We start from the raw sequence: 13,569 nt of genomic DNA, 5'->3' as shown, positions 1-13,569 counted from the left end.
CCATTCCTCATCTAGAGAGGCGCTGCGCTCTCGCCCTGCGAGCTCGACAGTTTTGAAGCAAGCGAGGCGATGACGATGACCACCGCGATCAGGGCGATCACCAGCGTGCAGATCGCGTTGATCTCAGGCTTCACGCCAAGCCGCACCTCTGAATAGATCCGGATCGGCAGGGTTGCCGAGCCGGGGCCGGTGGTGAAGCTCGCGATCACGAGATCGTCGAGGGAGAGCGTGAAGGCGAGCATCCATCCGGCGACGATTGCTGGCGCGATCAGCGGCAACGTCACGAGAACGAAAGCGCGGACAGGGGCGCAGCCGAGGTCCATCGCCGCCTCCTCAAGCGAGCGGTCGAGCGAGCCGAGGCGCGACTGAACGACCACGGCGACGAAACACATCGTCAGCGTGGTGTGGGCGATCGTCACCGTCCAGAAACCGCGCTCGGCGTTCAGCGCAACGAACAGCAAGAGCAGCGACAGGCCGGTGATCACCTCGGGCATCACCAGGGGTGCATAGAGCATGCCGGAGAACAACGTGCGGCCGCGAAAGCGCTCGGCTCGCGACAGCGCCACCGCGGCCAGCGTGCCGAGCACCGTGGCGAGCGTCGCGGATGAGACCGCGACCCGCAGGCTCATCCAGGACGCCTCGATCATGGCGCGATCGGCAAAGAACTCGTGATACCAGCGCAGCGACCAGCCGCCCCACACCGTCACCAGCCGCGAGGCGTTAAAGGAATAGATCACAAGAATGAGGATCGGCAGATAGAGGAAGGCGAGCCCTAATGCCAGCGAAGCGACGTTGAAGCGAGAGAGGCGGGAGAATTTGCGCATCTCAACGCTCCTCCAGCTGCCGCCGCTGCAGCCGCTCGTAGAGCAGAAGCGGCAACAGCAACACCACGAGCAGCACGATCGCCGCGGCAGAAGCCACCGGCCAATCCTTGTTGGTGAAGAATTCAAGCCACAGGGTCTGGCCGATCATAAGCGCATTGGAGCCGGCGAGAAGGTCCGGGATCACGAACTCGCCGACGATTGGGATGAAGCAGAGCAGCACGCCGGCGCCGACGCCGGGCAGCGACAGCGGAAACGTCACCAGCCAGAACACCTGCCACGGCGGCGCGCCGAGATCGCTGGCGGCCTCCTCCAGCGTCGGCTCCATCTTGGCGAGCGTGGCATAGAGCGGCAGAATCATGAACGGCAGATAGGAATAGACGATGCCGATATACATCGCCGTGTCGGTGGAGAGCCAAACCACGGGCTGGCTGACCAGATGCAGCCTCAGCAGGATCTGATTGAGCACGCCGTCATGCTGGAGGATGTTGATCCAGGCATAGATGCGGATCAGGAACGAGGTCCAGAACGGCACGATAACCAGCACCATCGCCACCGCCTGCCAACGCTTCGGCAGCCGCGCCATGCCATAGGCGATGGGATAGCCGATCAGCAGCAGCAACGCGGTCGCCGTCGCGGCGACCGTCAGGCTGCGCAAATAAGCCAACACATAGAGATCGTCGGAGGCGAGCAGCCGGAAATTGTCGATCGAGAGCGCGGCAAAAGCTGCCTGGATTGCCGCCCACCCTGCCGTCAGGTCGAACACCGGCTCGTAAGGCGGCTGCGCGATCACCGTCTGCGACAGGCTGATCTTCAGCACGAAGCCGAACGGCACCAGGAAGAACAGCACCATCCAGACATAGGGCGCGATCGCGGCAAAGCGCGCCGGCCGCGCAAAAATCCGGCGCGCGCTCATGACGGAAGCACCACGCAATCGTCGGGCGTGAACCAGGCGACGACATGCTGGTTCAGGCTATAGGCATCGACATCGAGGCGCGCGCTGTTGGCGACGGACGCCTCCACGATTCCGCCGGCATCGAGCTTGACCTTGTACGTGGTGGTGCCGCCGAGATAGCAGATGTCGGCGATCACGCCGTCCAGGGCGTTGATCGCGGTTTCACGACCAGCCTCGCTCGCGGGACCGCGACGCGACAGCTTGATCTTTTCGGGGCGGATCGCGACCGAGAATTTGACATCACCGAGCGGTTGGCGCGGCTCGGCCACCACCAGCGTGCCCGCATCACGCGTGCCAACGACCAGGCGATGACCATCGCGCAATTTGGACTCGGCGTCGAACAGATTGATGTCGCCGACGAACTCCGCGATCCAGCGCGAGCGCGGTGCCTCGTAGAGCTCGCGCGGGGACGCGACCTGGGCGAGCTTGCCTGACTTCATCACGCCGATCCGGCTGGCCATCGTCATCGCCTCTTCCTGGTCGTGGGTGACGACGATGAAGGTCATGCCGAGCCGGCGCTGGAGCTCCATCAACTCGACTTGCGTATTTTCGCGCAGCTTCTTGTCGAGCGCTGCGAGCGGCTCGTCGAGCAGCAACAATTGCGGCCGGCGCGCCAATGCGCGGGCCAGCGCGACGCGCTGTCGCTGGCCGCCGGAGAGCTGGTCGGGTTTGCGCTTCTCCAGCCCCTCGAGCTTCACCAGCGCAACCATCTCCGCGACACGGGGGACGATGTCGGCGCGCGACATGCCGGCGCGCTTGAGGCCAAAGGCGATGTTGTCGCGCACCGACAGATGCGGAAACAACGCGTAGTTCTGGAACATCATGTTGATGGGGCGCTCGTGCGGCAGCGCCTGCGCGATATCCTTGCCGCCGAGCAGGATGCGCCCTTCGTCCGGGGCCTCAAAGCCCGCGAGCATACGCAGCAGCGTGGTCTTGCCGCAGCCGCTCGGTCCAAGCAGCGCAAAGAATTCGCCGGCCTTGATGTCGAGCGACACGCCGTCCACTGCACGAAATGTTCCAAACGTCTTGGCAACGCCCTCGATGCGCAGCAGCGGCTCGCTTGCGCCCGGATACGCATCTCCAGCCGCATTGGCTGCGGCGCCTGTTCTCGGTGACTCGTCAGTCATGGTCCCTGCCAACCCCAAGTGCCGCCGCACGCTAGCGGCGGATCCGGCTTTCCTCAACCGGTTCGCAGTGGATTTGCCATGAACACAGCCAGCGCATCGCGGTCCGCCACGGGCATGGTCAGGCCGAGCTTAGAGCGGCGCCAGAGGATGTCCTCGGGGAAGCGCGCCCATTCGCGGGCCATGAGATAACGCACCTCGGCACCCGTCAATTCAGGACCGAAGGCCTGGCCGAGCTCTTCGCGTGTCTTCGCCTCGCCCAGCACATCGGGCAGCCGCGTGCCGTAGGCCGCAACGAGCCGCCGGGCCTGCGGCTCCGAGAGAAACTGCCAGCGGTGGCAGGCGAGATCGACTTCGGTCTCGAATCGGTCCCAGGGGAAATCGCCGCCAGGCAATGTTGCGCCTGAGGTCCAGGGCCGCGACATGGGATAGAACGGCGTCAGCCGCGTCACCGCCCGCTCTGCGCGCAGCCGCGACGTCGTGACATCGCCGCCAAAGATCGTGAGCAGCGGCGCTTTGCGCCGGCGCGCGTGGAACAGCATCGTAAGGTCTCGTCGTCCTGCGGCTGCGAGCGTCAAATTGACGCCGGAGACCGTGCGAACCACGTCGGTCGGGGTGACGCGCTCGCGGAAGTAACGGCTCACGGCCTCGCAGAGGTAGCTGACATCGGCGCTTGGCATGGCAACAATCGCGGGATCTCCCGTGAAGCCGTGCGTGACCGTGCCGATCAGTGTGAAGTCGGGTTGGAACGGGCTGGCAAAAATCAGTCGCCCGTCAGTGTTCTGGAACACATAGACGTTGTCGGATTCGAACAACTTCGGCACGACGATCTGGCTCATCTGCACGGCCGCCATCGCCGGCACCGGCTGTCGCAGCACCGTTTCGGCGACCAACGACGTCCAGCCCCCGGTGGCATTGGCCAGCGCACGCGCGGTGATCACGCGGCGATGGCCGCGATCGATCAGCGCGAGCCGCCAGATGTCGGTCCTGTCGGCGCGCACGCAGCGCGCCCCGGTGCGGATCGCGGCACCACGTTCGGCGGCATCCAGCGCCGTGAGCACGACGAGGCGCGAATCGTCGACGATACAATCAGCATATTCAAATGCGATGCCGAACGGACGCTTCAGCGCGTTGCCGACCGGATGATGCGTGATGTCGAGGGTCGTCGCTGCAGGCAGGCCGCCGCGGTTCGCGAGCGCGTCGTAAACATACAATCCGGCCCGCAACAGCCATGGCGGACGCTCGTCGGCATGCGCCGGGATCACAAAACTCATCGGCCGCACCAGATGCGGCGCGATCCGCAGCCAGGTTCGGCGTTCGGCAAGAGCCCGGCGCACCCGCCGGAAGCCGCGACGCTCCAGCACCGACAGATCGCCATGGATCAGCCGCGGCGTCGCTGATGAGGCTGCTCCACCGAGATCGCCCTGCTCGATCAGGATGACCCGCAGGCCGCGACCGGCCGCATCACGCGCGAGGCTGACGCCATTGAGGCCGCCGCCGATGATCGCGAGGTCGTAATCCGCCATGAAACCGTCGAAAGGGAGCGAGCCAAGTCAGCTCCTCACTAGCCGGTCTTGAGCGCAAGCTCCATGGCCTCGACGCGGCCGACGAAGCCGGCATATTGCCCGATCGGCAAGGGCTTGCCGAGCAGATAGCCCTGCACACCGTCGCAGCCTTCGCGAGCCAGGAAGGCGAGCTGATCGATCGTCTCGACGCCCTCGGCGATGATCGACATTTCGAGGCCGTGGCCGAGATCGATGACGGCGCGGACGATCGCGGCCGATTGCGGGTTGCGGCCGAGATTGATGATGAAGGCGCGGTCGATCTTGATCTTGTCGAATGGGAACGCCTGCAGATAGCTCAGTGAGGAATAACCGCTGCCGAAATCGTCCATCGAGATCCGCACCCCGAGAGCCTTCAGCCGGCGCAGCAGCGCCAGGCCGCGATCGAAATCCTCGATCAGCACGCCTTCGGTGATTTCCAGCTCGAGCCGGCCGGGCGCCAGTCCCGTCTCGATCAGGATCGAATGGACAAGCCTGACCACGTCGCCATGCATGAACTGCGCCGGCGACAGGTTGACCGCGACCTGGAGCGGCTTCGGCCACGACGCCGCCTCGCGGCAGGCCTCGCGCAGGATCCACTCGCCCATCTCGACGATCAGCCCGCTTTCCTCGGCGATGGGAATGAAGTCGGCGGGCGAGACCTGGCCGCGCACCGGGTGCTGCCAGCGCGCCAGCGCCTCGAAGCCGATGATCTCGCTCTCGGCGACGCTGTTGCGCGCGATGCCCTGCGGCTGGAAGGCCAGCGACAGCTCGCCGTTCTTGATCGCCATCGAGAGGTCCTGATGCAGCACGCGGCGGTCGCGGATCTGCTGGTCCATCTCGGGCTGATAGAGGCTGATCGTGCTGCGCGATTTCTGCTTGGCGCGGAACAGGGCCGCGCCGGCATTGGCGAGCAGCGCGGCACCATCAGGGCCATTGTGCGGGAAGATCGACATGCCGGTGGTGATGCCGGCACGAACCGCGCGGCCGTCGATGTGGAACTCCGGCGCCAGCACCTCGCCGAGTTGGTGCGCCAGCGCAAGGCCCGCATCGGGCTGCTTGCCGTCGATGATCAGGCCGAATTCGTCGCCGGACAGGCGCGCCACCAGGCCGCCACGAGCAGCGTCCTGGAGCCGCTGCGCCACCTCCACCAGCAGCTTGTCGCCAAGCGCGTGGCCGAACACGTCGTTGACTTCCTTGAGGCCGTCGAGATCGACGCAAAGGACCGCGAATTCCTCGTCGGTGCCCTCGCAGGCCTCGATCATCTGGTTGAGGGCCTGGAGGAAGGCGGCGCGGTTGGGCAGGTCGGTGAGGCCGTCGTGATAGGCCATGTGCGCCATGCGCGACTCGGTCTGCCGACGGTTGGTGACGTCCTCGTGGGTCTTGATCAGATATTGCGGCTCGCCGGCATCGTTGAGCACCGTGGCACGTCGGGTCAGGAACAGGCGCAGGCCGTCCTTGGTGGAGATCGGATGCTCCTCGGTGATCATCCCGCGCTTCTTGATCGCGGCCTCGTCGCGCGCGATGATCAGCTTGGCTTCCTTGGCATTGAAGATATCCGAGGCGGTCAGGCCGGTGGCTTCCTCGCGCCTGCGGTTGAGGATCGTCTCGGCACTGCGGTTGGCGAGCAGATAGCGGCCATCCTTGACCTGCTCCACGATCAGCGCCACCGGAATGTTGTCGACCACGAGCTCGAGGAACTTCTTGGTGCTCTCGAGCTCCTTGGACAACGATTGCCGATCGGTGATGTCCTCGAACACCACCAGCAGGAATTCCGGCTTGTTGCTCTCGTTGCGCACCACGATGCGGATCGAGGCAACCATGCGCCGCTCACCGGCACGATCGACCTCGAACTCGTTGCGGTACTGGCCATCGGCCGAAGCGAGCGCCGCCCGGTCGGCCGCCTCGATGCTCGCCGCCGAGCCGGGCTCGAACAGCTCCCGCGCATTTCTGCCGACGGCGAAGTCCCGCGACAATCCCCAGAACCGCTCATAGGCGCTGTTCGCGAAGATATAGCAGCCGTCCTCGATGTTCTTGGCGGCGACGCAGGCGGGCACGTGGTCCAGCACCGATTCCAGGAATTGCTTGGTCGCGGCAAGCTGCCGCGACAGCTTGCGCTGCTCGCTGACGTCAAGATGGGTCGCCACCGAGCCGCCGTTGGGCAGAATGAAATACTTGACCAGAATGGCGCGACCGTCGGGTAATTCGGTGATCAGGCCGTTGGGACTTGACGCTTTCTCGTAGAAGTCGTCGTCAGAGACGCCAAGGACTCCGCGCTTTCGCCTGAGCTCGAGGATGTCGTAGCCGGTCATGCCGGCCCAGAGGTCCGAGCGCGTCAAGCCGTAGATCTCGAGATAGCGGTCGTTGCAGAAGATGATGCGTCGCTGCGCATCCGTCATCACCACGCCCTGATTGAGGTTGTTCATGGCCGAGGAGATGAAGGCGTTGCGGCGCAGCTGCGCACGCCTGTTCCGACGCAGCGCGGAATGGATCCACAGCGCGATAGCGACCGCGAACGCGCAGACGACGATGCCCCCGATCAGGGCTTCCCAGATCAGATTGGGGTCGAGATCGCCGAGACGACTCGGCGCCGCGAGGCTGTCCGCATAGGCACGCGAAGGCGCGACCGCGCTGGTCAGGCACACGACGGCCTGCACAGCAATCGGAAGCATGCTGCCTTCCTGCCAGTTCTTCTCAGCCATCAGCCACCCGCAATTTCAACTGCGGATTGTCTGGCTTCACGGGTTTGGATCGGGTAAACGCCTGTACGCCCAACAGAAAAATGTGACGTGAATTACGGCAATTGCCCTGACATGATAAATGCTTCCTTAACGGAAACCGGCCGCATGGCAGGCCTGCAAGGCAAACCGGCGCCATCGGCCTCTTCAACGGGACGCCAGCACAACCATGGATAGGGTCGATTGCGTCGTCGTCGGAGCCGGCGTGGTCGGGCTCGCGGTGGCAAGGCGGCTGGCACAGGCCGGCCGCGAGGTGATCGTCCTCGAGGAAGCCGATGCTATCGGCACCGTGACCTCCTCGCGCAACAGCGAGGTGATCCATGCCGGAATCTATTACCGTGCCGGAAGCTGGATGGCCCGCATGTGCGTCAGCGGCAAGCACGCGCTGTACCGCTATTGCGGCGAGCGCGGCATCCCGCACAAGAACTGCGGCAAGCTGATCGTCGCGACGAATCCGAAGGAAACCGAGAAGCTGCAATCGATCAAGGCGCATGCCGAGGCCAATGGCGTGCTCGACATGCAGTTGCTCCCGGGCGAGGCCGCGCGCGCGCTGGAGCCGGCGCTGGCCTGCGACGCCGCCCTGCTGTCGCCGTCGACCGGCATCATCGACAGCCATGCCTACATGCTCTCGCTGCGCGGCGAGGCCGAGGAAGCGGGTGCGGCCTTTGCGTTTCACACGCCGCTGATCCGCGCCAAGGCTGACGGCGGAATGATCGAGATCGAAGCCGGCGGCGAAGCGCCGATGACGCTGCAATGTGGCCTGCTCGTCAATGCCGCCGGACTTTCGGCAACGACCGTGGCACGTCACATCGATGGCATGCCGATCGACCGGATTCCGCCGGCCTATCTCGCCAAGGGCAATTATTTCAGCTGCAACGCGCGCGCGCCGTTCTCCCACCTGATTTATCCGGTGCCCGAGCCCGGCGGGCTGGGGGTGCATTTGACGCTGGATATGGCGGGACAGGCGCGCTTCGGCCCCGACGTCGAATGGATCGAGACGATCGACTATGAAGTCGACCCTTCACGCGCCGAGCGCTTCTATCCCGCGATCCGCAAATACTGGCCGACACTGCCCGACGGCGCACTGATGCCGAGCTATTCGGGCATCCGTCCGAAGATCGTGCCGCCGGCGGTGGCGACGCAGGATTTTCTGATGCAGGGTCCGCGCGACCATGGCGTTGCAGGCCTGGTCAATCTGTTCGGCATCGAATCGCCGGGCCTGACGTCGTCGCTCGCGATTGCGGACCACGTCGCCGAGCTCGCAGACATCTAACCGCCGACACGACCATCGTCGCGCGGTGCGCACCTCACAAGCAGGGATCAGCTCGAAGGCTCTCGTCCCTGCCTGAAAGGAATGATCAAACTTGACGCTATTACGGGGGTTACTAGTGAAGCGTGTCGCCGGACTGCTTCAGACGCTCGATCTGGTCCTTGACCAGCAACTTACGGCGCTTCAACTCAACAATTTGCAGGTCGTCTGTTGAAAGGTGCACGAGAGCTTCGTGCAATTCGTTTTCGAGAGTTTTGTGCTTCCGTTCCAATTCAACCAGATGTGCCTGAATTGTCATTCGAAACCTCCTCGGTAGGGGTGAACCTTGGATTCGATCCGGACGCCGAAGTGTACATCACCGATTCGTTCTGTCGATGGGTATCCGTCGTCGCACCGTCATTTTTGAAAATTCATATGTAATGAAGCGTGAGTAAGGAACCACGCGGCGAAAAATCCATGATATCAATGCGCTTGCACGACGCGCTTCTCGAATCGTCGAAATATCTTGCGGGAGAGCGGTGCGTGAAGCCGCAGATCGCTTGCGATCACGGCGCTCAAGGACGATAATTTCCACAGGGCATCCACAGCCTTGATCTCAAGCCCATCGGTTTTCGGCCACCGCAGACATGACCCATGAAGACGAGCGTGAGCTCGAAGCCGAGCTCACCCGGTTGCAGCAGGAACACCGAGATCTCGATGCGGCGATCGATGCACTGCATCAATCGCCCGCCCCCGACCTGTTGCGGCTACAGCGGCTGAAGAAACGCAAGCTGTTGTTGCGCGACCGTATCGCCTTCATCGAAGACCAGATCACGCCTGACATCATCGCCTGATCCGCAGCAGCGGCTCTTATTTGGCTTCGCCGGCGAATTGCCGCGCGTGAATCCGCTTGACTCAAAAAGAACAAAAGAGGAACATAAATACTGCCCCCCGGCCCCCAGGAAACGCCCAACGACAACCCGCAAGGACGCTGCCGATGTCAGTCCCAGCCCTTCTCGACAATAGCCATTATGAACAGGCCTGCGATCAGGCGATCGCGATGTGCGACGGCAATCTGCGCAGCACCATCAAGGCGCTGATCATGGCCAACGAATATCTGGAAGCCGCGCTGGAAGAATTGCAAGCGGCGATTTCGGCCGGCTGCATCCCCGAGACCTCGCGCAGCAAGATGCGAGGCAAGAGCAGCGCCGCCTAGTTCTGATCACTGGAGCAACGCCATGTCTGACGTGACCTATTACGTTGCAATGCCCTTCCTGATCGATGCCGACGGATCGCCGGTCGCGGGCACCGCCGAGGAATGCCAGAGCTCGACGGCGGCGCTGCGGCGCGCCGAGGCCCTGTCGCACGGTGCCGGTCACATCGGCGCGGTCGCATTCAGCCGCAGCGGCGATCCCATGACCGGCGAATTCGGCGATGCCACGCTGCTGCGCAAATTCGGCAACGTGCCGGAAGATCTCGCCACGCTGTAGAGGATTATTGTTTGAGCATGATCTCCGCGCAAACGCGTTCCGCTGATGTCGCGAGGGAAAACCGCTACACACTTTGCGCTAACGCGGCCCTTCCGGGTCCGGATCATGCTCAGCTGCTCACGAGGCTGATCCGCGGCTCGTGCCGCCGATGGGCCTTGCGCACATACATGGCTGCATCGGCCTCCTCGAGCGCACGGGCGGCATCAGAGTGCGCACCGAGCAGCACGACACCGGTGGAGGCACCCGCAGTCACGTACTCGCCGCGAAAGGTGAATGACAATTCGTCGATCGCCTGCTCGAAGATGGCGGCCTTCGCCTTGGCATCGGTCTCACTGAGATTCCACAACAGCAGGGCAAACTCATCGCCACCGAGACGACCGACCACGTCGGAGGCGCGGATCTGCCGCGTCAGTGTCGTGGCGATCGCCTTCAGCACCTCGTCTCCCGCAGCATGACCGAAGGAATCGTTGATCGGCTTCAGCCGGTCGACGTCGAGCACGATCAGCGCGCCGCTGGCGCGGTAGCGCTTCATGTAGGCGATGGCGCGCTGGAGCTCACGCTCGAAGCCGCGCCGGTTGGGGATGTCGAGCAGGAAATCGGTGTCGGCCGCAGCCTCGAGCTCGGCAACGCGACGCAGCGCCTGGGCCAGTTTGGTCCGCAGGCCACGGATGGTCGCCTTGCTGGTGTCCTTGCTTGTTGTCCTGCCAGCGTCGACACCGGACACGAGGCGCGGCGCCGCAGCCCGCCTGGGTGCAGTTTTGGTTCGGCCCCCGCTGGTGTTCCGGCCCTTTTTGGCCTTCGCAGCGGTCGCCCTTTTTGGTTTCTTCATGGGCATCCTGCTCAATGAAGGCTTGCGGGGATTCACCAAGACAGGATAGTGCATTCCCTTCTCCTTGCCACCGCCTTGCGAGCCGCCGGCCGGAACCGTAAATCTGGCCTATCTTTCTGTTTTCCGAGCACAATTGACGTCATGACCGCGCCGATCGCCATCATCATGGGAAGCCAGTCGGACTGGGAGACGATGCGGCATGCTGCCGATACGCTCGCAGCGCTCGGCGTCGCCTCCGACTCCCGCATCGTTTCGGCACACCGCACTCCCGACCGGCTGTTCAGTTTCGCCAAGGGCGCCAAGGCTGAAGGCTTCAAGGTCATCATTGCCGGCGCCGGCGGCGCCGCGCATCTGCCCGGCATGGCCGCGGCGCTGACGGAACTGCCAGTGTTCGGCGTGCCGGTCGAGTCGAGGACACTCAAGGGCATCGATTCGCTCTATTCGATCGTCCAGATGCCCGCCGGCATTCCGGTCGGCACGCTCGCGATCGGCAAGGCCGGCGCCATCAACGCGGCGCTGCTCGCGGCATCCGTGCTGGCGCTGTCCGATCCTGCCCTGTCGGACCGCCTCGCCGCCTGGCGCAAGGCGCAGACCGAGGCGGTTGCCGAGCGCCCGGAGGACAAGGCGTGACTGACGCAAAGCAGGTGAAGCTGAAGCCCGGCGACACCATCGGAATCCTCGGCGGCGGACAACTCGGCCGAATGCTGGCGATGGCTGCGGCACGGCTCGGCCTGCGCTGCCAGGTGTTCTCGCCCGATCCGGATTCGCCGGCGTTCGATGTGGTGCTGAACGCGACCTGCGCCGAATATGCCGATGTCGAGGCGCTCGAGCTGTTCGCCCATGACGTCGACGTCATCACCTATGAATTCGAGAACGTGCCGGCCGCGGCCGCCATGGTGCTGGACGCGCGCCGCCCCGTGCTGCCCAACCGCAAGATCCTCGAGACCACCCAGGACCGGCTCGCCGAGAAGGATTTCGTGACACGGCTCGGCATCGGCACGGCCGCTTACGCCGATGTCACCTCGGTCGCATCGTTGCGCGAGGCGATCCTCAGAATCGGCCTTCCCGCGGTACTGAAGACCCGCCGCTTCGGCTATGACGGCAAGGGCCAGGCCATCATCCGCGAGGGCGACGACATCGCGAAGGTCTGGACCAGCCTCGCCACCAAAGCGGCGATCCTGGAAGCCTTCGTGCCATTCGAGCGCGAGATCTCCGTGATCGCCGCACGCTCGGCATCGGGCCAGGTCGAATGTTTCGACGTGACCGAGAACGAGCATCGCGACCATATTCTGAAGATCTCCCGCGCGCCTGCGCCGATCCCGGATGCGCTCGCCGAAGAGGCGCGCAGCATCGCCGGCAAGATCGCGACCGCGCTCGACTATGTCGGTGTGCTCGCCGTGGAGATGTTCGTGCTCGCCAATGGCGGCGGATCGAAGGTGCTGGTCAACGAGATTGCCCCGCGCGTGCACAATTCCGGACACTGGACGCTCGACGGCGCGTCCGTCTCCCAGTTCGAGCAGCACATCCGCGCCATCGCCGGCTGGCCGCTCGGCAAGCCGGTGCGTCACGGCGAGGTCGTCACCATGACCAATCTGATCGGCGACGAGATCAACGATTACGAAAAGTGGCTGAGCGTGCCGGGCGCGACCGTCCACATCTACGGCAAGGGCGCGCCGCGCCCTGGCCGGAAGATGGGCCACGTCACCGAAGTCCGCCCCTCCAAGAGCAAGTAAGGGGACCGCAGCACAAGCTGCGATCCCATTCTCGAACTAGAGCGGTTCATCGATTGATTGAATCGGGAGGGATTCCGTCGGGCGGCGGTTTGTGATTCAAGATGCTGGCTGGATCGGAGGCCAGCATCGGATGGTCCGACCTCTTTCGAATGATTTTCGTGAACGAGCCGTGAAAGCGGTGGAATCCGGCGAGAGTTGCCATGCTGTGGCGGCCCGGTTCGATGTTGCTGTGTCGTCCGTCGTGAAGTGGCGGCAGCGCTATCGCGCGACGGGGTCGGTGGCGCCGGGCAAGATGGGCGGTCACCGTAAGCCGGTTCTGGAGCCGCATCGAGCGTTCATCGTGGAGCGGATCAGGCAGACGCCACATCTCACGCTGCACGGGCTGAAGGACGAACTTGCCGCGCGAGGCGTGAAAGTCTCACACCACGCGGTCTGGACCTTCCTGCGACGCGAAGGTCTCAGCTTCAAAAAAAACACTGTTCGCCCTTGAGCAAGGCCGCGCCGACGTCGCGCGACGGCGGCAGCGCTGGCGCAGCTTGCAGGATCGCCTCGATCCAAGCCGCCTGGTGTTCATCGACGAGACCTGGATCAAGACCAACATGGCCCCGCTGCGCGGCTGGGGATCCAAGGGCGAGCGGTTGCGCGGCTTTGCGCCGCACGGTCACTGGCGAACCCTGACCTTCCTCGGCGCCCTACGCTCTGACCAGCTCACTGCGCCTTGCGTATTCGACGGACCGATCAACGGCGAAAGCTTCCGCGCCTATGTCGAACAGCAACTCGTCAAAGCGCTCAAACCGGGCGACATCGTTGTCATGGATAATCTCGGTAGCCACAAGTCGCCGACCGTCAGGCAGATGATCCGGAAAGCCGGCGCAAGGCTGTGGTACCTGCCGCCGTACTCACCCGACCTCAACCCGATCGAGCAAGTCTTCGCCAAGATCAAGCACTGGATGCGCGTCGCACAGAAACGCACGATCGACGAGGCCTGCGACCACATTGGCCACCTCGTCAGAAGCCTTCTGCCCGGCGAATGCAGCAACTACTTCGTTAATGCCGGATACGCTTCCATCAAAAAATGAAACGCTCTAG

14 protein-coding genes are annotated in these 13,569 nt (G+C 63.9%); 7 read left to right on the top strand and 7 right to left on the bottom strand.

Annotation, left to right across the window (positions count from 1 at the left end; all coding sequences use genetic code 11):
- Positions 1 to 11: 11 nt before the first annotated feature.
- The 5 genes from BM374_RS33825 to BM374_RS33805 are packed head-to-tail and all read right to left on the bottom strand — an operon-like array spanning position 12 to position 7,143.
- Entirely contained in the window at positions 12 to 824 is an 813-nt protein-coding gene (locus BM374_RS33825) for an ABC transporter permease (RefSeq protein WP_092302776.1), read from the bottom strand.
- A 1-nt stretch (position 825) separates the two neighbouring features.
- The gene (locus tag BM374_RS33820; protein ID WP_092302774.1) at positions 826 to 1,737 is read right to left on the bottom strand and encodes an ABC transporter permease; all 912 of its coding nucleotides are present in this window, start codon (positions 1,735 to 1,737) and stop codon (positions 826 to 828) included.
- Positions 1,734 to 2,903, bottom strand: coding sequence for an ABC transporter ATP-binding protein (locus tag BM374_RS33815; RefSeq protein WP_092302772.1), 1,170 nt, complete (start codon positions 2,901 to 2,903; stop codon positions 1,734 to 1,736). The genes BM374_RS33820 and BM374_RS33815 overlap by 4 nt, the downstream gene beginning before the upstream one ends.
- A gap of 53 nt (positions 2,904 to 2,956) precedes the next feature.
- Positions 2,957 to 4,426, bottom strand: a complete 1,470-nt coding sequence (locus BM374_RS33810) for a glycerol-3-phosphate dehydrogenase (RefSeq protein WP_092302770.1) — start codon at positions 4,424 to 4,426, stop codon at positions 2,957 to 2,959.
- 38 nt (positions 4,427 to 4,464) lie between these two features.
- Positions 4,465 to 7,143 carry a sensor domain-containing protein gene (locus tag BM374_RS33805; RefSeq protein ID WP_092302768.1) on the bottom strand — a complete coding sequence of 893 codons (2,679 nt, stop codon included), beginning with the start codon at positions 7,141 to 7,143 and terminating at the stop codon, positions 4,465 to 4,467.
- 205 nt (positions 7,144 to 7,348) lie between these two features.
- Here BM374_RS33805 and BM374_RS33800 point away from each other — a divergent pair, with 205 nt between their 5' ends.
- Positions 7,349 to 8,452 carry an NAD(P)/FAD-dependent oxidoreductase gene (locus BM374_RS33800; RefSeq protein ID WP_092302766.1) on the top strand — a complete coding sequence of 368 codons (1,104 nt, stop codon included), beginning with the start codon at positions 7,349 to 7,351 and terminating at the stop codon, positions 8,450 to 8,452.
- A 112-nt stretch (positions 8,453 to 8,564) separates the two neighbouring features.
- Here BM374_RS33800 and BM374_RS33795 read toward each other — a convergent pair whose 3' ends face one another.
- Positions 8,565 to 8,747 (bottom strand): YdcH family protein, encoded by a 183-nt coding sequence (locus BM374_RS33795; RefSeq protein WP_092302764.1) that lies wholly within the window; start codon positions 8,745 to 8,747, stop codon positions 8,565 to 8,567.
- Between the two features lie 328 nt (positions 8,748 to 9,075).
- Here BM374_RS33795 and BM374_RS33790 point away from each other — a divergent pair, with 328 nt between their 5' ends.
- The 3 genes from BM374_RS33790 to BM374_RS33780 all read left to right on the top strand — a co-directional run bounded on the left by BM374_RS33790 (position 9,076) and on the right by BM374_RS33780 (position 9,918).
- On the top strand, positions 9,076 to 9,282 hold the full coding sequence (locus BM374_RS33790; RefSeq protein ID WP_018641547.1) for a YdcH family protein: 207 nt from the start codon (positions 9,076 to 9,078) through the stop codon (positions 9,280 to 9,282).
- A gap of 143 nt (positions 9,283 to 9,425) precedes the next feature.
- Positions 9,426 to 9,644 (top strand): hypothetical protein, encoded by a 219-nt coding sequence (locus tag BM374_RS33785; protein ID WP_092302762.1) that lies wholly within the window; start codon positions 9,426 to 9,428, stop codon positions 9,642 to 9,644.
- Between the two features lie 22 nt (positions 9,645 to 9,666).
- Positions 9,667 to 9,918 (top strand): hypothetical protein, encoded by a 252-nt coding sequence (locus BM374_RS33780; protein WP_092302760.1) that lies wholly within the window; start codon positions 9,667 to 9,669, stop codon positions 9,916 to 9,918.
- Between the two features lie 109 nt (positions 9,919 to 10,027).
- Here the strand turns inward: BM374_RS33780 and BM374_RS33775 are convergent, their stop codons facing one another.
- Positions 10,028 to 10,747 carry a GGDEF domain-containing protein gene (locus BM374_RS33775; protein ID WP_177248724.1) on the bottom strand — a complete coding sequence of 240 codons (720 nt, stop codon included), beginning with the start codon at positions 10,745 to 10,747 and terminating at the stop codon, positions 10,028 to 10,030.
- A gap of 141 nt (positions 10,748 to 10,888) precedes the next feature.
- On the opposite strand from BM374_RS33775, the gene purE reads away from it, so the two are divergent.
- From purE to BM374_RS33760, 3 genes are all read left to right on the top strand, one after another.
- The gene (purE, locus tag BM374_RS33770; RefSeq protein ID WP_092302756.1) at positions 10,889 to 11,377 is read left to right on the top strand and encodes a 5-(carboxyamino)imidazole ribonucleotide mutase; all 489 of its coding nucleotides are present in this window, start codon (positions 10,889 to 10,891) and stop codon (positions 11,375 to 11,377) included.
- Positions 11,374 to 12,480 carry a 5-(carboxyamino)imidazole ribonucleotide synthase gene (locus tag BM374_RS33765; protein WP_092302754.1) on the top strand — a complete coding sequence of 369 codons (1,107 nt, stop codon included), beginning with the start codon at positions 11,374 to 11,376 and terminating at the stop codon, positions 12,478 to 12,480. Before purE ends, BM374_RS33765 begins: the two co-directional genes overlap by 4 nt.
- 130 nt (positions 12,481 to 12,610) lie before the next feature.
- A protein-coding gene (locus BM374_RS33760; protein WP_092299871.1) for an IS630 family transposase occupies positions 12,611 to 13,559 on the top strand; the annotation gives its coding sequence in 2 pieces (ribosomal slippage) (positions 12,611 to 12,946 and positions 12,948 to 13,559; 948 coding nt in all).
- Positions 13,560 to 13,569 lie beyond the last annotated feature (10 nt).

It is taken from the genome of Bradyrhizobium sp. Ghvi (assembly GCF_900115265.1).
In the GTDB taxonomy this organism is placed as follows: domain Bacteria; phylum Pseudomonadota; class Alphaproteobacteria; order Rhizobiales; family Xanthobacteraceae; genus Bradyrhizobium.
Note: the sequence above shows the minus strand (reverse complement) of the source record. Positions and strands in the feature narration are given on the sequence as shown.